This is a genomic window from Niabella sp., assembly GCF_030150205.1.
Taxonomy (GTDB): domain Bacteria; phylum Bacteroidota; class Bacteroidia; order Chitinophagales; family Chitinophagaceae; genus Niabella.
In genome coordinates this window covers 344,047-365,171 of the sequence record NZ_JASLGT010000002.1, presented here as the reverse complement: position 1 = coordinate 365,171, position 21,125 = coordinate 344,047, and the positions used below count along the sequence as shown (strand labels likewise).

At 48.5% G+C, this 21,125-nt stretch carries 16 protein-coding genes and 1 tRNA gene; 2 read left to right on the top strand and 15 right to left on the bottom strand.

Translation table 11 applies throughout. The features are described 5' to 3' along the window. Positions 1–11: 11 nt before the first annotated feature. Together Q1V85_RS02090 and Q1V85_RS02085 are read right to left on the bottom strand one after the other, a co-directional pair. Positions 12–1,430, bottom strand: a complete 1,419-nt coding sequence (locus tag Q1V85_RS02090) for an anthranilate synthase component I family protein (RefSeq protein ID WP_300596941.1) — start codon at positions 1,428–1,430, stop codon at positions 12–14. A gap of 211 nt (positions 1,431–1,641) precedes the next feature. Further along, positions 1,642–1,715: transfer RNA gene (locus tag Q1V85_RS02085), tRNA-Arg, on the bottom strand. Positions 1,716–2,388: 673 nt separating this feature from the next. Here Q1V85_RS02085 and Q1V85_RS02080 point away from each other — a divergent pair. Next, positions 2,389–2,889 carry a hypothetical protein gene (locus tag Q1V85_RS02080; RefSeq protein ID WP_300596939.1) on the top strand — a complete coding sequence of 167 codons (501 nt, stop codon included), beginning with the start codon at positions 2,389–2,391 and terminating at the stop codon, positions 2,887–2,889. Between the two features lie 193 nt (positions 2,890–3,082). Further along, a complete protein-coding gene (locus tag Q1V85_RS02075) occupies positions 3,083–3,604 on the top strand; it encodes a hypothetical protein (RefSeq protein WP_300596937.1) in 522 nt (173 codons plus the stop codon). Positions 3,605–3,747: 143 nt separating this feature from the next. Here Q1V85_RS02075 and Q1V85_RS02070 read toward each other — a convergent pair whose 3' ends face one another. The 13 genes from Q1V85_RS02070 to Q1V85_RS02010 form a co-directional block, all read right to left on the bottom strand. Further along, the gene (locus tag Q1V85_RS02070) at positions 3,748–5,082 is read right to left on the bottom strand and encodes a hypothetical protein (RefSeq protein WP_300596934.1); all 1,335 of its coding nucleotides are present in this window, start codon (positions 5,080–5,082) and stop codon (positions 3,748–3,750) included. A gap of 289 nt (positions 5,083–5,371) precedes the next feature. Beyond that, a complete protein-coding gene (locus Q1V85_RS02065; protein WP_300596931.1) occupies positions 5,372–6,265 on the bottom strand; it encodes a radical SAM protein in 894 nt (297 codons plus the stop codon). Between the two features lie 58 nt (positions 6,266–6,323). Continuing rightward, the gene (locus Q1V85_RS02060) at positions 6,324–6,674 is read right to left on the bottom strand and encodes a hypothetical protein (RefSeq protein WP_300596929.1); all 351 of its coding nucleotides are present in this window, start codon (positions 6,672–6,674) and stop codon (positions 6,324–6,326) included. 430 nt (positions 6,675–7,104) lie between these two features. Next, the gene (locus Q1V85_RS02055; protein WP_300596927.1) at positions 7,105–8,424 is read right to left on the bottom strand and encodes a gluconate:H+ symporter; all 1,320 of its coding nucleotides are present in this window, start codon (positions 8,422–8,424) and stop codon (positions 7,105–7,107) included. Positions 8,425–8,473: 49 nt separating this feature from the next. Continuing rightward, positions 8,474–8,998: a gluconokinase gene (locus Q1V85_RS02050; RefSeq protein ID WP_300596925.1), complete on the bottom strand. Its 525-nt coding sequence runs from the start codon at positions 8,996–8,998 to the stop codon at positions 8,474–8,476. Positions 8,999–9,210: 212 nt separating this feature from the next. Further along, positions 9,211–10,440, bottom strand: coding sequence for an MFS transporter (locus Q1V85_RS02045; protein ID WP_300596923.1), 1,230 nt, complete (start codon positions 10,438–10,440; stop codon positions 9,211–9,213). Between the two features lie 23 nt (positions 10,441–10,463). Continuing rightward, positions 10,464–11,471 carry a galactose oxidase gene (locus Q1V85_RS02040; protein ID WP_300596921.1) on the bottom strand — a complete coding sequence of 336 codons (1,008 nt, stop codon included), beginning with the start codon at positions 11,469–11,471 and terminating at the stop codon, positions 10,464–10,466. Positions 11,472–11,509: 38 nt separating this feature from the next. Continuing rightward, entirely contained in the window at positions 11,510–12,445 is a 936-nt protein-coding gene (locus tag Q1V85_RS02035; RefSeq protein ID WP_300596919.1) for a dihydrodipicolinate synthase family protein, read from the bottom strand. Positions 12,446–12,503: 58 nt separating this feature from the next. Beyond that, positions 12,504–13,688: a sialidase family protein gene (locus tag Q1V85_RS02030; RefSeq protein WP_300596917.1), complete on the bottom strand. Its 1,185-nt coding sequence runs from the start codon at positions 13,686–13,688 to the stop codon at positions 12,504–12,506. Further along, positions 13,688–15,196 carry a PKD domain-containing protein gene (locus Q1V85_RS02025; RefSeq protein ID WP_300596915.1) on the bottom strand — a complete coding sequence of 503 codons (1,509 nt, stop codon included), beginning with the start codon at positions 15,194–15,196 and terminating at the stop codon, positions 13,688–13,690. Before Q1V85_RS02025 ends, Q1V85_RS02030 begins: the two co-directional genes overlap by 1 nt. Positions 15,197–15,203: 7 nt before the next feature. Continuing rightward, entirely contained in the window at positions 15,204–16,322 is a 1,119-nt protein-coding gene (locus tag Q1V85_RS02020) for a sialidase family protein (RefSeq protein WP_300596913.1), read from the bottom strand. Positions 16,323–16,333: 11 nt separating this feature from the next. Beyond that, positions 16,334–17,755 (bottom strand): RagB/SusD family nutrient uptake outer membrane protein, encoded by a 1,422-nt coding sequence (locus tag Q1V85_RS02015; RefSeq protein WP_300596912.1) that lies wholly within the window; start codon positions 17,753–17,755, stop codon positions 16,334–16,336. 134 nt (positions 17,756–17,889) lie between these two features. Continuing rightward, positions 17,890–21,117, bottom strand: a complete 3,228-nt coding sequence (locus Q1V85_RS02010) for a SusC/RagA family TonB-linked outer membrane protein (protein ID WP_300596910.1) — start codon at positions 21,115–21,117, stop codon at positions 17,890–17,892. Between the last annotated feature and the right edge of the window lie 8 nt (positions 21,118–21,125).

Below are 21,125 nucleotides of genomic sequence, written 5' to 3'. Positions count from 1 at the left end.
CTCCTAATCATTTACAAGATCTTCTCAGCCTCCACGATGGCCTTTTTCAAAGCCCCCAGTTTGTTGTTCACTTCCTGCAGCTCACCTTCGGGATTGCTGGCCGCCACAATACCGCCGCCGGCCTGACAGGTAAGGGTATTGTTCCGGCTTAAAAAAGTACGGATCATGATGGCCTGGTTGCAACTGCCGTCAAAGCCCATAAACCCGATGGCTCCGCCATAAAAACTGCGCGCTGTAGGTTCCAGTCCGCTGATCAGTTCCATCGCCTTTATTTTGGGCGCACCGCTCAGTGTGCCGGCCGGGAAGGTTTTTCCAAAAAGATCGAAGGGATGCGTTTGCGGATATACCGTTCCGTTTACTTCGCTCACCAGGTGAATGACGTGCGAATAATAATGCGGCTCCTTAAAATGGCTTACGTGTACATCGCCGCAGCCACGGCTCAGGTCATTCCGCGCCAGGTCTACCAGCATTACGTGTTCGGCATTTTCCTTGGGATCTGCCTGCAGGGTCTTTGTTTGTTCGGCATCGGTTTTATCATCACCCGTGCGCCGGATGGTGCCCGCGATGGGATGAATGGTGGCCTTGCCGTTGTTAATGATCAGTTGCGACTCGGGCGAAGAGCCCATTAATTTGTAGTCGCCATAATCAAAAAAGAACAGGTAAGGCGAGGGATTGATATTGCGCAGGCTGCGGTATACATTGAATTCATCCCCCGTGAATTTTTGTGTAAAGCGACGGCTTAGTACGATCTGGAACACATCGCCCCGGTGGCAATGCGCAATACCGGAGCGCACCATGGCACGGTGCTCTTCATCCGACATGTTCGATGCCTCTTCCCCTTCTTTACGGAACGGATACACGGGCACATCGCGGCCCATGATCAGGGATTGCAACGCCGCCCGGTCGCTGTCAACACCATCTATTTTATTTTCGAGGATCAGCATTTCATCCCTGAAATGGTTGATGGCGATCACATACTGGTACAGGCGGTACCGCATCAGCGGGATATCGCTGCTGCTGTTTTTAAACTGGCTGCCGGGTATGGTTTCAAAAAACTGGATGGCATCGTAGGTGGTATAGCCATAAAGGCCCTGTGCATAGCGGGCTTCCCTGCGTTCGCCGGGTGTGGCCTCAAACCGGCTCATAAAGCCGGCCAGCACATCCGTGATCTTCTGCGTTCCGGAGAGCCGGATCTTTTCGGCCGTACGGCCCGGTAATTTCAGATCAATGGTATCCCCGGAGATCATTTCAATACCCGCAATAGCATTTACGCCTATAAACGACCAGCTGTTATTGGTGGCATTGTTGTCTGCGCTTTCCAGGAGAATGGTGTCCCGGAAACGGTCGCGCAGGCGCAAATAGATGCCTACCGGCGTAAAAATATCGGCCAGCAGTGCCTGTACTTCTGTTTGGATCCTAATTTTTTGCATAATTTATGTTCGTTCGGTCAAAGAAAAACCCCGGTGAGTACCGGGGTTCAACTATATTGTTACAACAATGACAATAGCATTAACGCCCCTTGAAAGAGTTATTATGCCACCACCAATTGTTATTTTTAAGATTATTCATTTGAAGCAAATATAAATTTGAAAAACAATACCAACAAATTTTTTCCATAACAGATTGCCAGGAAGTATTTAGTGACCCGGATTGGATTCGAACCAATGACCTACTGCTTAGAAGGCAGTTGCTCTATCCAGCTGAGCTACCGGGCCTAAAAAATGCGCATCTTATTTTTTTATGGCTTGCGCTCTTCCTACCATGGAATCAAAGAATGGGCGCAAATATAGACTAATTTTATCTGTTTTTGGAAAAACATTGGCAACAAGGTCTAAAAAATTTCAGGGTTTATTGTCGCTGAATAAAAATTCAAATCATTTAATGCCCCGGATCATCGCTGGAGCCGGAGCTGATCCAGTAGGCGACATCAACAATCAGCGTTCTACTAAAAGAGAACAAGGTCATCGATTCAAATCCGATCCGGCTTCCACCAAAAGCTTAGGCAACTAAAATTCAACCATTTGCAATACCTTATTTACCGGATCGATAAATTGATGAAAGCTATCCGGACAGCAAAGAACAATGCAGCAATTGCGTCCGTAGGAACATAAGCCGGTCCTGGAACATTGGTAAAATGGGTGGGCACAGCTGGATAGCACATCCCGCCCTCAAGGCGGGAAAGTCATTGGTTCGAATCCAATCCGGATCACCTTGATAATAAAGGGTTTCAGCAATTGGAACCCTTTATTGTTTGGTAACCTGCCATATAATTGAAGGAATCGTGGATCTCATTGTAATGTTTGTGCATCCGAAGCAGTATAGCCGGGAATAAATCTTCTGCAATAATCGGGCGCCATACAGATGAACCGCCATACTGAACCAGGGAATATGACCACAAAAATCAAAACAACTCTTTCAGCAATCGGCTGGTACCAGCTTGCCGGTGGAGTAACGGGAGCGTTGATGATCCTGTATGCTTTTTTTAAGCAGCCTCCCGCAGGATTGAACCTGCTCATTTACCTGTTGATGCTGCTGTTTTTTGCCTACTCATTTTTTTGCGGGATCTGTTGCTTAAAGCACAAAGACCATGCGTTGACACATGCATTCATCAACCAATCCTTACAGTTAATAGGATTTGCGGCGCTCGGTTTTGCGTTCAGTTATACAGCCGGGGTTTATGTATCCATCGGACTTGACCTTTCGAATGCATTCAACATTAAGCTTGGTGCCGGCATCTCTAAATTCACCTTCAATATCAACCGTGAACATGCAAGATCCGAAATCAGCCTCAATCTGGCAGCACTTTGGCTTATTTACCGGATCGATAAACTGAAGAAAGCCATCAGCACCGCAAACGAAAATACGGCCATTGCATCCATCAGTGAATAGAGTGCTCAGGATCTATAAGTCCTCAATGTGCTGATTGTTTCGTTGTTTATCGTTTACCAAAAAATTGATTATCTTCAGGCAGCATCTTGAAAGATGTTCGGATCCTTTGGACATAGGAGCAAGCGAATGATTTGTTGTGCAATTGACGGACACCCGTTGATTTCAATTTTACACCAATAGAAACACTGTTATTATGAAACGTTATTTATTGCTTTTATTGACACTGTCTTTTTTTGCCTCCTCCGGGATACTTGCCCAAACAAATCCAGGCAGCGTAAAATCGCCGCCGGCAAAAGAATGCTATGCAGAAAAAAATGAACCGGATTATATGGATCCGTTGAAAACAGCTATAGAACGGGCGGCCTACTACAAAGGAACTCCCGAGCAATCATTGCCAGCGTTTGCAGGCATCAGGGTTGAAGAAGTTTTTACCGGCACTACACGGCCAAATTACTATAAGGATTCTGTGATTGCCGCCTTTGTTATTAACCAGGACGCAACAATGAGTAACCTAACCCTATCAGGTAACAACGCGTCTTTTAAAAAGGTCGTGCAAAAACATGTACAACAATCGGCCTGCGGCTGGAGAACAGCCGAACATAACGGGAAAGCGGTTGCCTGCCTGGTTCGTATGAAATTTCTTCTAAAAATCGACAACCTTACCGAGGCGAACAAGTCTACATCCTCCATCAGTTGGTCTTATATTGAGAAATAACGTTTATAAAGGACGCAATTACCAAGCGGTATGCATTACTGTATTTTCCTTCCGTTGGCTAAATATCAGGCAAACGATATTCCCGGGCTGATCAAATACCATTCCTGTTCATCAGCAAACCATAAAGCAGGATCAAACGCAGCTTACGGCGCATCATAGTACGCCACCTTAAAGCTACCCGACAACTCTTTGGATTCGGTAAACCCACACCGGTTATCGATAAAGAATACCGTTCCGGTTACATTACCCTCCACAAAATCGTCTGTACTATTGGTTAAGGTTAGCTTGCCACTGAATTGCTCCCCCTCTGAGCAAGACTGATAATAGCTCCAGAACATAACCCGTGGCGTTCCCTCGCCATAGGTCATATAAAATTCGCCGGCTCCCTTACCGCCATTATAAACCGTTCCTTTTAATCCGTTGCAGTAAATATTGATGCCGGTACCGGCTTTTGTATCCCTGCCATCGATCTGCAGATTGAGTGCCCGTACCCTTGCGCCGGTCAGATCAAAATTAAAAGGCTTTCCTCCAACGGTTCCCTTGAAATAGGAATCCGGAGAAAGTTTGATCGACGTTAAAAAGAGCATCTTCCCGATCGGACGTTTCCCGCCCGGATACCCCGGATCGGGCAGGGTTCCTTTAGAGGTCACTTCCACCTGTATGGTTACGGTTTTACTTTCGGAGATAATTTCAGGAGCCGTGTAAAGCGCCTTTGCCATAACGCCTTTCGTATTTTTCCGCACCTCCAGCTTCCCCGGTCCCTCCACGATCTTCCATTGCAGGGTGGTGTATTTTGTGGGCTCAAGATCCTGGAGCAGCGACAAGGGCAGTGCATCTGCGTCCCCGTTTCCCGGGATCGTTAGCGGCGCCAATAAACTCGTCTCCAGTAAGTCCAGTTCAACCTGATCCTTCTTTTCTACAAGTTCCCGGTTCTTCCGGAGCGTAAGATCTTCAAAGAACATCCAGTCGCTGAAATGACTGGTGGTAACCGTTACCGTTTTGCTTTCCGTATTCACCGATGTAGGTTTGGCGCACCAGGCGCCGTCTGCCCGCTGGTAAGCGATCATCAATACCTTTTCAGCCCCTTCGGTTACCATCCGGTCTTCATAGTTGAACGTCAGCGTCACCGGCTTCAACAATTTCTTCCCCTGGGCTTCAATCCGGTAGGCATTTCTCCCGGAGCCCTCCTCCAGGGTATTGGAGATGGGCTGGATGCTGACCTCCGTAGCTTCCGCAAAACTTCCGCGCGGTATGGATACCTGCAGGTTATCGTCTTCGCTTGTAATAGATCCTCCATCTGTACCGATCAGCTTCTTTACCGGCGCACCCATGGGCTCCCCTTTGGGTTTAAACGAAGGAATGCCCCGCTCCCATTCACCGGGACCGGGCTCCCGATCATTCTGCGGAACTTTTTTACAGCCGCATATCAAAAACAGGATAGCAGCGATCAGCCAGACAAAAAAAACAGTTCTTTTCATGTTGGTATTTTTAATTTGATTATAGCATTTTCACAAGTGTGCTTTCATTTCGGATCATTTTTAGCGCATTAGCAGATGTATGACCGACATAGCAGTTCCCGGAAACCCGTTGCAAACGGGACCGCGGTAATTCTTTTTAATTTGTTGATGCATAAGCTAAGGTAGTCAGCCTGGTAACAGCATATCCGATGACTCGACGAACAGCCAATTAAACCGTTCAACGGATCAGCCGGCCGTTCAGTAGCAATGGTATAAGACCGATCAATGCTGTTTAGTGCACATCCGGTGCTTAACTTTCCAGCACACGATTGTTGAGCTGGTACTCCCGGCATAAGGTTTCCATTTTTTTTGCGAAGGCCTTACGGTAATAGACAGGCATCTGTGTGTCATGGCGGAAAAACTGCCGGTACTTTTCCAGCAGATGCGGATAGTGTTTTTCAACAGCGCGTAATACAAGGGTTTTGCTATCGGAAGATTCCGAACCAAATAACGTAAGAGTTGAGCGAAGGATATAATTAACCCCAACGGCTTTCAGGGTCTGAAACAGCTGCTCCAGTTGTGCCGCTGTATCCGTTATAAAAGGCAGCATGGGCATCAGACTAACGCCACTGTAAAGCCCTTTTTCAAGCGCCAGTGCTAAAGCACCCAGCCGTTTGGAAGGAGGCGTGGCACCTGGCTCAAAAATACGGGCAACGGGATCTTCAAGTGTGGAAAAGGAAAAGGTGACCAATGCTTTGTGGGTCATCTTATCACTCAGATCATCGGGGAGGATGCTTTCCCGGTCGATGGCCTGCAACAGATCGAAGTCTCTGCTGACGAGGTCCGATTTGGTGATCACATGCACGGGAAAACGGTAATGCAGGATCACCTCCAGGATACGCCGGGTAAGCAGTGTTGTTTTTTCCAGCTGCAGGTAAGGATCGGTAGCAGAGGACAACACAATGAAGCCATATTGTTTTTTACGGGCCCGCGCAGCCAGCTGCCGCTCCAGCAATTCCACTGCATTGCTTTTTACGCTAAGCTTCTCCTCCATATTGATCCCGTATTTACTGCCCCTGATATAACAGTACAGGCAATTGAAGGAGCACCCGCTATAGGGATTAACCGTATAATCATCCAGGAACCAGGGATCCCTGCGTTTTGTTTTATTGACTATCGATTGAGCGATGATGGTGCGTGTCATGCTTCGTATGCGCCTGCATTATGGTTGCATGCAGTTTATAAAGTTAAGGCGCTTAATCCTATAATACAGCCCCGCTTTCATTTATTTCCCGGATGCAACTTACAGCGGCAGGTTTTATTTTTAGTACGGCCGCTACCTTTTCTTTATTCACTGCCCCGGCAGGCAGGTGCAGCGCCAGATGGTTCAGCTGGCGGATCCTTCGTCCGGTCATTTTTAATCGCCGATTTTCAAATACGATCTCTTTCAAAAGAAGGCCTTCGCCTGCATACAGGCGGATAATGGTATAAGGATTCGAGCAGGGTCCGGTTTCTGTATTCCAGTAATTTCCGGTGGTTCCGGAATGAGGAGCAGCCATTGCCGGTAAACTATATAAGAAGACGGCCAAAAACACTGTGCTTATTTTTTTCATATACGTTATTTTTGATTCAGGCAACTGTATGGACCGGTTGCCATTGATACTTACCAGAGTGCGCCGGACGACGGCAGCCCGTACCATTCGTTGATACGTCACACTAAGGTAGCTCAGACAGCAACAGCATACCCGGAGATTCGATGAACAACCAAATAAATCGTCAAACGGATCCGGAAGCCGTTGAGCAACGATGGTATCAGCGTAACAAAGTAAAGGCGGGTATTGATGCCGCGTTTTATTGGCCCGTATACGGTTTTAGATGCGCCTGCATTCCGGTGATCGTTTCCGTTTCTTTAAACCGGATTCCGTCCATCGATATCTGAATAAGCGTATATGATCCTGCAACCGGGCTTATGACAGGTCTTGTCATTTCAAAATGGTTTCTTTATTCACATGCTTAACAAATAGCGTTGAAGAGCTCCGGCTTTTATACCAGCACATTGAGCAGCAGCACCCCAATCAAACCCGCAATGCCGATAATGGACTCCATCACCGTCCAGGTTTTGAAGGTATCGCCAATACTGAGCCCCAGGTATTCTTTAAACATCCAGAAACCGGTATCATTCACATGCGAGCACATCAGGCTTCCGGCTCCAATGGCCAATACCATCAGTTCCGGTTTTACATGCATCGATGCAATAAGCGGCTGCACAATACCCGCTGCGGTCAATGCCGCCACAGTAGCAGACCCAACGGCAATCCGGATCAGGGTGGCTACCAGCCAGCCCAGGAATAATGGTGCCAGGGATATTTTTTGAAAAAAAAGCGTGATGGCGTCTGCGGTCTTACTCTGGATAAGTACTTCCTTTAAAGCCCCTCCCGCAGCGATAACCAGCACAATGGTGGCAATGGCATTCAGCGACCCGCTGGTGCGATCCATCAGCAATTTGATAGAAATACCGCGAAACACGCCTAAAAAGAAAAGGGCGCAGATAACGGCGATCAGCATTGCCATGCCCGGGTCGCCCGCAAACTGCAGGATCCGTATGCCTGTACGCCCCTGATCTTTTTCAAATGCGGCCGATACCGCAGCCGCGGCCATCAGTAACACCGGTATCAATGCCGTAAATAAACTGATACCAAAACCGGGCAATGTGGATGCAATCATCTTTTCACCGCCAAAAATTCCGGCAGGAGGAGCCGCTTTTATCTTCCGTATCCGTTCGGGAAAAAACACGCCGGCCAGCAACAGGGTGGGCACCGCGATACACAATCCATATAGCAGGATTTTGCCCATATCTGCTTTAAACAAAATGGCGATGGCCGTTGGCCCGGGATGGGGCGGCAGAAAACCGTGTGTAATAGAAAGCGGGGCGGCCATGGCAATGGCAAGATAGGCTAATGGCAACCCTGTTTGCCGGGCCACCACAAAAACCAGCGGAATCAATACGATGAAACCGGCATTATAAAATAAGGCCAGTCCCACAGCAAAACCGGTAACGGCAAGCGCGATCTTTGCCCTGGCGGGACCAAATACCCGGATCAATCCATTACAGATCTGCTGTGTAGCACCGGTTTCCGTCAGCAAGGCCCCCAGCAACACACCCATGCCCAACACAAGAATGAGGGAACCAAGGGTATCCCCGATGCCTTTACTGATGGCGGTAACGACCTGCGGCGGAGCCATGCCGTTTGCCAGGGCTATAAAAAGGGCAACCACCGTTAATGCAATAAATGCGTTGAGCTTTACAACCGTAATGAGTAACAACAGCAATACAATTCCAAGTATCAGGATCAACAGGGCCATGGCAGGTATTTATGTCTAAAATACAGTTATTGCGTGAATACACCATGGATCAGTAAAATCCGCGCTGCTTTAACAAGCGGCCGATTTCCTCCAATTCCTCCGGAAGACCGGTGACCGGAATGGTGATACAGTCGGCCTCGGCAACGGTTGGTTCTTCCAGTGTTTCAAACTGGCTTTGCAGTAAACCGGCCGGCATAAAATGGCCCTTTCGTGTTTGCAGCAATGCCTGCACCTGTTCAAAATCACCTTTCAAATACAGGAACAAAACGGATACTCCGTGTTGCCGCAATACCTCCCGGTATGTTTTTTTGAGCGCCGAGCAAGCCACTACAATGGATACACCGGCGGCATTCTGTATCTGCATTTCCTGGTTGATGCGCTGCAGCCATCCCCAGCGATCGGCATCTGTTAACGGGATCCCCGAACGCATTTTCGATACATTGGCCGGTGGATGCAGGTCGTCTCCATCCACAAAGCGCCAATGATGCCCGGCAGCCAACGCTTTACCAACCGTCGTTTTACCACTGCCGGATACCCCCATCACAATAATACTTTTGCCTGTTGCATGAAACATTCCCTAATTTACGTTCAATAACGTTATACCGGGCTTTTTTCTTCTTCCGCGTTTCCTGCTGTTTTTTATCACTGGGTATTTGCCGGTTTACAGCAGATCGTTTATGGGAATATCCCCGGTACGGGAAGCTATTTCCGGGTAAAGACCCCCTTAACCCACCCGGACGGTGCCTGTGTTTTTCAGGAACCGGTTAACGATGCAGGGGGCATGGGTTAGCCCTCGTTCCGATAATCAACCATTTTGGGATTTAGCAGCACCAGTTGCAGGATCACCGCCACAAAAACGATAACGGCCAGCACGGTAAAATCGCGTGCCAGATGGCCGGCATCAACCGATTTGCCCAACAGATCGGTGACCAGCGCACCAAAAAATACGCTGACCATGTTCATCAGGCCATACGCCGTAGCCCGGTACCGGGGCGCCACCAGCTGACAAAGGATGGGCATATTGTTCGCATCGAACATGCCAAAGCCAAAGCCAAAACAAAACGCCCCACAAAAGAGCAGGATAAACGTATGTCCATAACCCAGCAGCAACAGGGCCGGTATGGTAAGCAGCACCCCAAAAGCACTGATATATACACGGCCTTTCAGATTTTTTTGCACCCAGTGGTCCGACAGCAGTCCGCCGGTAATCACTCCCAGCAGCGAAGCCACGGCAATGGTAATGGTAGCCCTGGGTCCCGCCGTACTCATATCCATGCCAAGGTGATCAGAAAAAAGCGTGGGCAACCAGTTTTTCACCGCCCATCCCGGGATACTGGGCACGGTAAAATACAGGAGCAACACCCAAAAAGAGAAGTTGGCAAAAAGTATTTTAAATCCTTTGAAGCCCGATGAAGCGTCCGTTTTTACCGGGGCTGCCGGACGGTGTTCCCTTAAAAACAGGATCAGCACAATAGCATAAATAACGCCAACGATCCCAAAAACATGAAAGGTAGCCTGCCACGAATAGGCTTGTGCAACCGTGGCACCAAAACCGCCAAAGGCCTGCCCGGCATACAGCCCGATCATATGAATGCCTACGGCGATTGAACGTGTCTTTGAAGAATGATAGTCGGCAATCAGCGACAGGGCCGCCGGTATATACAGTGCTTCGCTAACGCCCATGATCGCCCGCAAGCCATACAATTCGTTAAAGGAAGTGGCAACACCCATCAGCAAGGTAACAGCCGACCATACAAATAAGCTACCCGCTATCAGCCATTTCCGGTTGAGCCGGTCGGCTATAAGACCCGATACCGGCGACATAAGCCCGTAGATCCAGAGGAAGATCGCCATCAGGTGTCCGAAAGTAGCCGCACTCTCCAGCGCTGCAATATCAATTTGCATAGCAGGCCGCATAGTAGAGAGCATTTGCCTGTCCAGATAATTGAGCAGGGCTACCACCCACAGCAAGGCTACTACAACCCATTTATAATATTTCCGTTCTTTCAACAGCATGGTTGGTTATTGTTCTGTTGTCATTATTTTTTTAAAATCCACAACACTTCCGGCGTACGGATCCCCGGCTTTATTTCCCCGCCGGGGATCACCCATTGATCGCCCCATAAAACCGCCGTTGTGGTTACGGGAATCATGGGCATATCGGCTTTTGTATACCGAAGCTCCGACCAGGTATTTTTCCGGCAATCGTATACCAGCATTTTTTTACTAAAGCCCGGATGTGCTTCACGCAGATCTTTGCCGGCATTACTGCCATCATCTCCCCCAAAAAGAAAGATCCGTTTTCCATCCTGCATCAGTGGCGAAGGCGCCGCTACTGCCGGGCGGGGAAGATCCGCAATCTTTGTCCAGCCGGTTCTTTCCGAAAAACGGTAGGCATCCCGGAGATACACTCGTTGCCCGTTTACCAGCTGGGCGCCGCTAAACAAATAAAAGCAATCACCAACGGCCGCTGCTACTCCCAACATACGCGAGGGACCCGGCCAGGCAGGAAGCTGCTTCCATTTTGCCTGTTTTAATCCATCTGACAGATCCAGTTCATAGAAAGCGGCAGCCGTTGTTTTTGCATCCGGCGTAGTGAGCCCTCCCGCTACATAAATTTTATTCCCCACCTGTGCACCGCAGGTATTGGCCAGTGCCTGCGGCAGGGGCTGCAGGGTATCTGTTTGCAGTACTCCATCCTTTACCTGCAATAATAACACCCCCGCAGTGTGCCCTTCCGCATTGCTGCCTCCGATGCAAAGTAACCCCCCGGGCAGTGAAACAGAAACGCCGTATCCCAGGGGCTGGGGCAGGTTCCCGATCTTTTTCCAGGATGCCGTTTTGTGCTCGAGCAGGAATACCTGGTCATACCATATTTTTTTTGATCCCAGCCAGGGCGCACCGCCACCGGGAAAATTACTGCCCCCGGCTACAATTAACCGGTCATTGATCAGGCCGGCAAAAGAACCGGCAAAGCTTGTTGTATCCGGCAGCGCATTCCATTGTTCCATTTTAAATGGCTGCGCAGCCATCTTGTGTAACAGCATATGCATAACTATAAATAGTATGAACCAGCCTTTACCGTTCATATTGCATTCATTGTTCCTTCCTGCTGAACCTGGTGCAGGTTTTCAAAAAAACGAATAGATTCAAGAAATTGTTGCACCCGCTGCTTTTGACCGGCTGTTAATGCGGTTAATGGCAAACGGCAGGGACCTAATTCCAGTCCGCCCAAACCTACAATTGCTTTTTGAGTGGGGATTGGCCCATACTCTGTTAAGCAGGAGATCATTTGTACGGCCTGCCATTGCAGGCTCCTTGCCTTTTCAAGGTCGCCCTGTTCAAATGCCCGGATAACGGCGTTGTACAGCGGCGCGGCAAAGGTATAGGTGCTTCCGATGGCGCCCATTGCACCTACAGACAGTGCCGGCAATAATAACTCGTCGTACCCAAAAAGGATATCGTATTTACCATTCTTGTAGTTTAAGCAACGCTGGTATTCGTGCAATGTTGCGGCGGTATATTTTATCCCCGCAAAGTTGGGGATCTTTTCCTCCGCCAGCTCCAGGAAGCGGATCATATCTACAGCGATGCCGGTGATGGCTGGAATATGGTAATAATAGAAAGGGATATCCGGTGCCGCTCCGGCAATAGCGGCCATACAATCGGCCAGGTTGTCGACAGAAGCCGGTTTAAAATAAAAACCAGCCACGGCGGATATGGCATCTGCTCCGATAGCACTGGCATGTTTTGCCAGCTGACGCGATTCGGTAATGGCCGTATGACCTACATGTACCAATACCCGTATGCGCTTGTTCACCGCTTTTACATAGGCTTCCGCCACCTGCATGCGCTCTTCCACGGTAAGATTGGGACCTTCTCCATTGGTTCCGCAAATAAATACGCCCTGTACGCCATCCGCTACCAGTTTCTCTACCAGTAGCGGGATCATCTCAAAATCTACTGAGCCGTCTGCCTGCAGCGTACTGAAGGTTGCGGCGATTAATCCTTTTATTTTCATTCGTATATTTTCTTTTTTGAGCCGGCCTATTAATTTTTTGCCGGCATATATCATCCGGTTATTTTTTTTGAAACCATTTTGCCGGCAGCTTTTTTAATACCAGCTTGTAATTAAAATCACGGTCTTTTCCTGCAGTCTCATACAAACAATAAACCGTTCCGTTTTTATCTACGGCCAGGTCGCTGTAACCCGAAGGCCCCGGGTCGATGACCTTGTTAAAACCCCAGGTGGCGCCTTCATCAAAGGACAGTTTTGCAGACAGGTTCCGGCGGGGATGCTTTTCAATATCCCGGCTATCAGGATTTACAAATAACAATGCGGCCTTCCCTTCCGGCCTAAGTTTGGGCAATGCGATGATGGGCGCCATACAGGTAGGATCAAATAAAGCATTTGCAAATTGCGTTCCCGTCCAACCGCCGGAACCGGTGGCACTTTTACTAAACGCTCTTCGCTGTTGTTTTGACGGGCTCCGGATACTCATCAACACCGATCCGTCAGCCAATTGTACCGGCATGCTTTCATTGGGATTGGCAATCTGTGCGGAACTATCGGCTATAATAGCGCCCCGTTTCCAGGTTTTGCCCTGGTCATCGCTGTAAATCGTCGCCACACAGGAAGGGGAATGACTTCTGCGTGGCGTTAACCGTGCAGAATTGGCCAGCCATACCGCGCTGAGCAATCGTCCGTTTTTCAGCTGGATGCCATGCCCTGGCCCCGGGGCCAGCACCTTCCAGTCATATTCCGGCCTGAATGCGTTGTAGGTCTCCGTAATATTTACCGGCTTCGACCAGGAGTTGCCATCATCCTTTGAGCAGGTATAAAATCCTTCCGCATAATCACGCTGGTATAACAAATGAATCGTTCCATCCGCATCAACGATGGGCGTTGGATTTCCAACCGGGCCACCCTTCATGGAGTCTATAATTACGATCGGCTCCCAATTGTTGCCCCCATCCTTACTGCGACGCATGATCAGGTTCATATCGGCCCAGTCACTGGCCGTGCCGATACGGCCTTCACAAAATGCCAGTAAAGCCCCCTGCTTTGTGTACACCAGCGCCGGTATACGGGTTGATTTATATACCGCACCGGGTTCAAAAACCGTAACCGGCTGCTCCACTGCAGTATGCAAACGTGCGCTGCAGGCATGCATACACAAGACCATGCCCGTAAATGCTACCCAGTTTAACAGCCTGCCATATCCCTTGCTTTTTATACAGGATCGTACCGCTCTTTCCATCATTAATATTTAAACAGGTTTGTGATTTCGCTATCGTTTAATGCCCTTTTGTAAACAATCAATTCATCCAGCTTCCCGATAAAGTAATTACTAAAGCTACTGGTTCCCTCCTGCATACCGATCTTGAAGTCGGCTGTATTGGAAACATCTTTTACACCATTGCCGGAGTTGCGTTCGCCTATTTTCTGACCGTTAATATAAAGCTTTGTTGTCAATCCCGACCGAACGGCCACTACATGATACCATTTACCATCCGCAATATTTCCGGGATCTGCCAGCGTCAGGCTGGATCCCCCCGCCGCATCTTCTGTATTAAACACGGTATATTGCGTGGCAGAGCTGTTCAGGCGTAACCAGGCCTGGTTATCCGCCGTTCCTTTTTTACCGCTTTCCTGCCAGATCATCATCCGCACCGTGCTGGTGGATTGCACCCATACGGCAACCGTAAAGTCGCCGGTACCCATATTAAAATCCGGGTTATCCGCCACAACGATTCCGCCGCTGCCATCAAAACTGCCCACTCCGGTAGTGCTTCCATTTCTGCCGGCCTGTACCACACCTACCTGTCCCCTCTTTGTAACCGGAAGCTTTAACGGCCCCTCATCATTGATCGAATGATTGAACGGGAAATACCCCACGAGGCCATTGGCGGGAATCACACGGATAAACCGTTCCATGGTTTTTGAGTGCGCGGCCACATCATTTTTAATACTTAAGGTTACGGTATAGATGCCCGCCTTATCAAATTGAATGGAAGGATTTTGTTCTGAAGACCGGAGCGTTCCCCCATCGCCGGTAATCTCCCAGGCCCATTCTTTTGCAATGCCCAGGGATTGATCGGTGAACTGTACGCGCTGCCCTTCATATATGGAGGGCACATCTGCATCAAATGCCGCCGCCAGTGTATACGGATCAATGATGTGCAGCGCTTTCTCTTTCACAAGGGTATCACTGTAATCCGGGTTGGATGCGATCAGGCGGATATTATAAAAACCGGTATCGGCAAAATTGACCTGCGGATGCTGTTTATCCGAGCCGATGACAGCGCCCGTTTCCAGGGCGGTAAATTCCCATTTCCACGCAGTGGGAGATCCGGTACTGATGTCTGTAAACTGCAGTTTTTCGTTTTGAAGCGCTACTGCTTTTTGCTGGGTGAAACCGGCTTTAACACGGCTATGGCCTACCGAGATCATCTTTTCTTTTTTAAGGATCGCCTCACCGGCCGCATTGCTCAACGTTAACGTTACGGAATACGTTCCGGGTTCCTTATAGGTTACCGTAGGCCCGGAGAGATTCGATGTTGCCGGTTCTCCGCCCTCAAACTCCCAATGCCAGTTTGAAACGGTGCCCTGCGCCAGCTCCCTGAATGTAATGCTGTCGCCAGCCGTAAGGGCCACTTTACTGGCCGCAAAATCGACGATTATGGCCGTATTGACTTTGTCTTTTTTACATCCCGCCAGTAACAGGGCGATCATTAAAACCAGGCCGGATACATAATTCATAATTTTCATACTGCAATTATTGAAGGTTGGACAAAGGGATACGTTTAAAATAGATCCGGTCGTAAGGATTTTTATCGCCGTTTTCAAAGATCAGTCCTACATGCCGGTCGTCCAGCAGGGCCATATCGGAATAGGCCGAAGCACCATAAAAAACGGTGTAGGACCGGCTCCAGGTTTTTCCGTCATCGTCTGACTGTTTCACGGCCATATTTGTACGCGTTTGCGCCGCCGCATTGCTTTGCAATAATACCCAGCTTCCATTTTGCTTAAAACTGATCATACTGCCCTGGCATTTAGGATCCGGCAGCTCCGGTTGCAGCTGATTATTTCCCCAGGTTAAACCGCCATCGGTACTTGTTGTAAAAACACGTGCGTTGGATACCGAAGAGCGCATATTGAGCAATAATCCGGCATTCGTTTCCGCTACTGTGCATTCGCCCACATCGCCCTGTTTGGTCAGCGCACCTTTTTTCCAGGTAGCGCCATGATCATCTGAGTAAACAGAAAAAGAATAGCTCTTGTTTCCCAGGTTGGTTGCAGTGGTATAGGTAGGTGCAATCAGCCGGCCTTTATTGGGGCCTTCCGTTAATTGAATACCGTGCACCGGGCCAGTTGCATACCAGGTCCAGCCCACATCTTTTACGTTGGCAGTGATCTCCTGGGGTGCTGACCAGGTAAGTCCTTCGTCGGTTGACCGGGTTACAAATGCCCGGGTATTATTCCAGCTCATTAATAAATGAATGGTACCTGTTTCTTCGTCTACGATCGGCACGGGATTGCCGCAGGTATTTTCCCCATCATCCCAGATCACCATCAGATCGCCCCAGGTTTTGCCACCATCGGTACTTCTCTTCAGCACCATATTAATATCGCCGGCGTCCCCACATGTTCCGCACATGCGTCCTTCGGCAAAGGCCAGCAACGTGCCGGATTTTGCACGTACGATTGCCGGTATGCGAAACAATGCATAGCCTTTATATCCCCGCTCGAAGAGCTTTACATATTTATTTGAATCTGCAAGTCCCGGTGCATTCGGATTCACCGGGTCAAATCCAACAAGACCTTGTTTTTTGCAACCGATCGCTATCAGTACCAGGCTGCAAAATCCTATTGAAAAAAGCGTTTTTGTAAGCATCGTATTAAAATTTAATATCCTTCAGTCTGAATCAAATTTGGGTTTATATCTATTTGTGCTTTGGGTATGGGGAAGAACAGCGGTACAGACGCGTTCATATTGGCCACTTCCGCACGCACATCAATTACGCCTTCAAAATGAAAACGCAGCAGGTCCGGCCAGCGTTTCAGCTCCAGGTACAGTTCCCGGAACCGCTCGTTGAGTATTTCCCGTTCTACCGATAGTTTGTCTGTTGCACCTTTATAATTGCCGGTACCGGCACGCACCCTTATTTTATCCAGTTCTGTAATGGCTTCTGTTGTACGCCCCAGGGCAGCCAGCGCCTCGGCTTTAAAAAGAATTAACTCACCCAGGCGATATACAATAATATCATTATCATAGTAGCGGTTATCCGGGTAAACAGTTCCACGCATTTTATTGTCAAATACACCAATCACCGCATTATTAGCCCCGGTGGCCACAATAAAGGAAGCTGCGGCTCTTTTGTCATTTGCATTTACCTTAAAAGCCTGCTGCAATTTATCGGAAGGGGCATACTGGCTGCGGGCTCCGCTAACGGCATAGGGAATATCATTTTTATTGAGCGCGGACTGTACAAAAATGTCACGCGGTTTAAGCTGTTTGCTATACTGATCCGACTTTTCATCCTTCGCAAAATGCAGCGCAAACAACACTTCCTTACCCTTCCGGTTATCGGTACTGAATACCTTCGAAAAATCATCTTCCAGGCTTAGTCCCACCGCCGCTTTATCAGCAGCAGTAATAGCTTCGGTAAGATCCGTTGCGCCTCCGTTCAATACTTTTGCGCGCCACAACAGTACATCTGCCTTTAAGGCATAAGCGGCCTGCCTGGAAGCAAGGTCTTTATCTTTTATATTATCCTCCGGAAATGTATTGATGGCCTCATCAATATCTTTTAAAACAAAAGCGATAACCTCCGATGCCTTTGCTCTTACAGGCAGGGGCATTTCGGCACTTTCGGTAGGTGCGGTAACAATGGGCACATCGCCCCAGCAACGTAGCAGGGTAAAATATATATGCGCCCGGATAAACTTCACCTGTGCCAAAACCCGGTTTTTATTCGCTTCCTGTCCAAAAGCAATCCCAGGTGCATACTTTAATACCAGGTTACAATGATGCACCACATTATAAAAATCCAGCCAGTTCGGTGCATTCTGGGGTGTTAAATTTTGCTGCCAGGCAGAGGACATCCCGGACTCCAGTCCCGGGCTGAATGCATCACCCCGGTCTTCCAGGTAATAGGTATTATTCATCACGTCCCGGTACTTCGTGTAGATGCCGGTAAGGTACCCCGTTACATCGCCCTCCGCATTCCAGTAATTTTCGGCAGTGATGGCAGAGTCGGGTTTTATATCGATCAGTTTTTCACAGGCCGGGAACAGCGATAACCCGGCAAGTAAAAAAACAAGCATATAATAATTTTTCATCCGCATGTCTTTTATTTTATTTAATGGTCCGATGGAACTCCGCATATATACCCTCCTGTGAGGTGGTGATCCTGCTTTGTTTCATCTGTATATTTTTTATTGATTTTGGCTCGTATCATTTAAAAGGTTGCATTAATTCCAAAGATCACCTGTCTTGGTCTTGGATATAAACCCGGGTCCGATCCCGTATACACTTCCGGCATCAGCCCGCTATAATGAGTGAGGTACCCCAGGTTGTATACCGAGCCAAATGCTTCCAGGTTCTGCAGAAAAATTCCGGTGATTATTTTTTTCGGAAAACGATAGCTCAGCGTTATTTCACGAAATGCGAGGAAATCACCTTTTGAATAATACAATGAGTTATTCGATCCATCCGAATTACCGATACCGTTATCCCAGCGGAGATGATTCCTGAAATTATAATCATAATCGCTTTGCACGGTGTATTTCGGAACGGTTGCCTTGTCTCCCTGCTGCTTCCATACATCCGGGGCCATTACATCCGGCAACGCCGAATTATTATTGCGGGCGCTTCCCATAACATCGGCTTTGAACTTGTTATCAATCACATGCCCCGTTGCCCAATCACCCACAAAACGCAGCGAAAGATTTTTATAGGTAACGGTATTTACAAAGCCGCCCATTTTGTCCGGACGTATATATCCCATAAAGATCATGTCGTTATTATCAATAATGCCGTTCCCATCCAGATCATCCCAGATCGCATCGCCACCCAGTTTTACACGGCCGCTGGCGTTGAGGTCACGGGGTGCATTGGCCGCATCCTCGTCTGTTGCATAAGCGCCCAGCAGGTGATAGGCCCAGCGTTGCCCAAAACGTTCCCCTTCTGCCAAACCGCCCACTTTCATATAGGTGCCCGAAGCAGGATCATAGACATAATTTCCGCCGACGCGGTTTTTATCTTCCTGGTTAGCGGGCAGCTTTACGACTACGCCTTTATTATAGGAAAAGGTAGCGTTAACCTTCCAGGAAAAATCGCGGGTCTGTATGGGCAGGGCCTCCAACTCAATTTCAAACCCACTGTTGCGGATGGACCCGTAATTGCTTTTGATGGAAGCAAACCCGCTCGTAGCATCCAGCGGCTTGTCAAAAAGCCGGTTAGAGGTTAATTTATTATAATAATCCAGGATCAGTGTTACGCGGTTGTTCAGGAAACCGATCTCAGCGCCCGCATCAAATGACGCCGTTTTTTCCCACACCAGGATATCGTTTTTAAGTGTGGTATTCAATATCCCTACCTGGCCATCGTAATTATACCCGGTGGCATACTGGCCGTATGCATCATAGGCACCGATATTGTTATTCCCTACCATACCCAGGCTGGAGCGCAGTTTCAGCGAGCTGATCGTTTTTAACAGCGGTTCCCAGAATGCCTCCTTATGCACATTCCATCCTGCAGATAAACCGGGGAAATAAGCCTGCCGTCTTTTCTCCGCAAAACGCGAGGAACCGTCCATTCTTAAGCTGGCCGATAATATGTAGCGGGATTTATAATCATAATCTGCCCGTCCAAAATAACTCATCATCGCCTCGGAAGACTTGGTAGAAGAAGTTCGCTGGGTTTCAGCCACTGTGGCATTCAGGGTGGTTATATAATCGGTAGGTGCACCACGCCCGCTGCCATTTAACCGGTAGGCGTAGTTGTTGATATAACTGGTGCCCACTACTGCATTGATATGGTGCCCCAGTCCTAACTTTTTGTTGTAGGACAACAAACCATCCAGTTGCGTTTGCCGGTCAAAATTATGATTGGCGGATGCATTCCGGTTCTTATATACCGTACTAAATGCTTCATAACGGTTTTCAATCCCTTCTGTTGTAAAATAATAGAAGGTAGGTGTAAAACTCAGTCCCGGCAGTATATCCCAGTTGGCGCCCACCTTGGATGTATACCGGTATACTTTTATATCAGTATACCGCTCTTTATAATACACCTCGTAAAGCCGCGGTACAAAGGAAGAGATGCCCTCTCCGGGAGCCGGTGTTCCATCCTCAAAAAGCAGCCGGTAAGTAGGCGGTGTTTTAAGCGAACGGTTTACCACATTGGTATAATTATTCGGTGCATTGGCATTCCGTAGCTGAAAGCTGAAGCTGGTGTTCATGCTCCATTTGTTACTCAGCTTCATGGTACCGTTAAACAACCCGTTATAGCCTTTATAATAGGTACCATACACAATACCTTCCTGGTTATTATGCCCCAGTCCGAGGTAATAGGTATATTTATCAGAGCCGCCGCTCACGCTGGCATCCACATCAAACCGGTTCGCATTCTGATACGTTACATGCTCAAAATCCGTATTCTTAAAGATCAGTTTTTTCCCGGTTGCCGGATCGTCCATCGTTTCCCATCCCTGGTTATTGATAAGATCGGCCACATAGTCGGCTCCATAATTGCTGATATATACATCCAGGAATTCGAGTGTATTTTTTGAATTGCGCGGGTTACCGGTAGACATTCCATAAGTACCGCCACTTAAGTATAATTGCGGGTTGGTTGTATTATACGCGGCAATGTTCTTACGGGTTACATAAACATAATCGCGGGCATTCAAAAAACTATATTTTTTGGCCTGCTGATCCTGCCCGGTCGAAAACTTCATATTTATTTTTGGTTTGCCGGCGGTCCCTTTCTTTGTCGTAACAATGATCACCCCGTTCGCTGCCCGAGCACCGTAAAGAGCGGTGGAGGCCGCATCTTTTAAAATCTCCATGGATTCAATATCATCCGGATTGAGGTCGCTGATATTCCGCATCTGTCCAACAATTCCATCCACGATCAATAAGGGCGCATCACTTTCGGGCGACGTAGAGCTTCCGCCCCGGATAAAGATCTGGGGGTTTGCGCCCGGCTGTCCGTCTGATAACTGGATCGATACACCAGCTACCTTTCCCTGCAACTGAACTAATGGGTTTACAGCCGGTGCATTCTTAAACTCCTGGCTGCCTATTTTTGAAACCGACGTGGTCAGCGTAGCGCGGGATTGTTTACCATAGGCGATGACCACCACTTCATTCAACGGATCGGACCGCGAATCCAGGGTTACCGTAATATGCAATTCCTTACCAGGCGTTATTTCCCGGTCTTTATACCCAATGGCACTTACCACCAGAACAGCGGCCTGCTGCGGTATCTGTATACTAAATATACCGCTGGTATCGGTTGTGGTACCCAACGTGGTTCCTTTCACCAGAACGCTGCCCCCCTGCACCGGTTGCAAATCTTCACTTACCACCGTACCGGTGATCACCCGCGATTGCTGTGCATGCAGGATAACCGGTCCTAAAAAGCAAAAATTAAAAAAACAGAAGAATACGATCGATTTCATAGCAATAG

Excerpts from the sequence above, each read along its gene's own strand:
- Q1V85_RS02015 (WP_300596912.1), bottom strand. The coding sequence starts at position 17,755 with ATGCTTGTTTTTTTACTTGCCGGGTTATCGCTGTTCCCGGCCTGTGAA.
- Q1V85_RS02080 (WP_300596939.1), top strand. The coding sequence starts at position 2,389 with ATGACCACAAAAATCAAAACAACTCTTTCAGCAATCGGCTGGTACCAG.
- Q1V85_RS02075 (WP_300596937.1), top strand. The coding sequence starts at position 3,083 with ATGAAACGTTATTTATTGCTTTTATTGACACTGTCTTTTTTTGCCTCC.
- Q1V85_RS02060 (WP_300596929.1), bottom strand. The coding sequence starts at position 6,674 with ATGAAAAAAATAAGCACAGTGTTTTTGGCCGTCTTCTTATATAGTTTA.
- Q1V85_RS02055 (WP_300596927.1), bottom strand. The coding sequence starts at position 8,424 with ATGGCCCTGTTGATCCTGATACTTGGAATTGTATTGCTGTTGTTACTC.
- Q1V85_RS02020 (WP_300596913.1), bottom strand. The coding sequence starts at position 16,322 with ATGCTTACAAAAACGCTTTTTTCAATAGGATTTTGCAGCCTGGTACTG.
- Q1V85_RS02025 (WP_300596915.1), bottom strand. The coding sequence starts at position 15,196 with ATGAAAATTATGAATTATGTATCCGGCCTGGTTTTAATGATCGCCCTG.
- Q1V85_RS02035 (WP_300596919.1), bottom strand. The coding sequence starts at position 12,445 with ATGAAAATAAAAGGATTAATCGCCGCAACCTTCAGTACGCTGCAGGCA.
- Q1V85_RS02065 (WP_300596931.1), bottom strand. The coding sequence starts at position 6,265 with ATGACACGCACCATCATCGCTCAATCGATAGTCAATAAAACAAAACGC.
- Q1V85_RS02090 (WP_300596941.1), bottom strand. The coding sequence starts at position 1,430 with ATGCAAAAAATTAGGATCCAAACAGAAGTACAGGCACTGCTGGCCGAT.
- Q1V85_RS02070 (WP_300596934.1), bottom strand. The coding sequence starts at position 5,082 with ATGAAAAGAACTGTTTTTTTTGTCTGGCTGATCGCTGCTATCCTGTTT.
- Q1V85_RS02010 (WP_300596910.1), bottom strand. The coding sequence starts at position 21,117 with ATGAAATCGATCGTATTCTTCTGTTTTTTTAATTTTTGCTTTTTAGGA.
- Q1V85_RS02040 (WP_300596921.1), bottom strand. The coding sequence starts at position 11,471 with ATGCTGTTACACAAGATGGCTGCGCAGCCATTTAAAATGGAACAATGG.
- Q1V85_RS02050 (WP_300596925.1), bottom strand. The coding sequence starts at position 8,998 with ATGTTTCATGCAACAGGCAAAAGTATTATTGTGATGGGGGTATCCGGC.
- Q1V85_RS02045 (WP_300596923.1), bottom strand. The coding sequence starts at position 10,440 with ATGCTGTTGAAAGAACGGAAATATTATAAATGGGTTGTAGTAGCCTTG.
- Q1V85_RS02030 (WP_300596917.1), bottom strand. The coding sequence starts at position 13,688 with ATGATGGAAAGAGCGGTACGATCCTGTATAAAAAGCAAGGGATATGGC.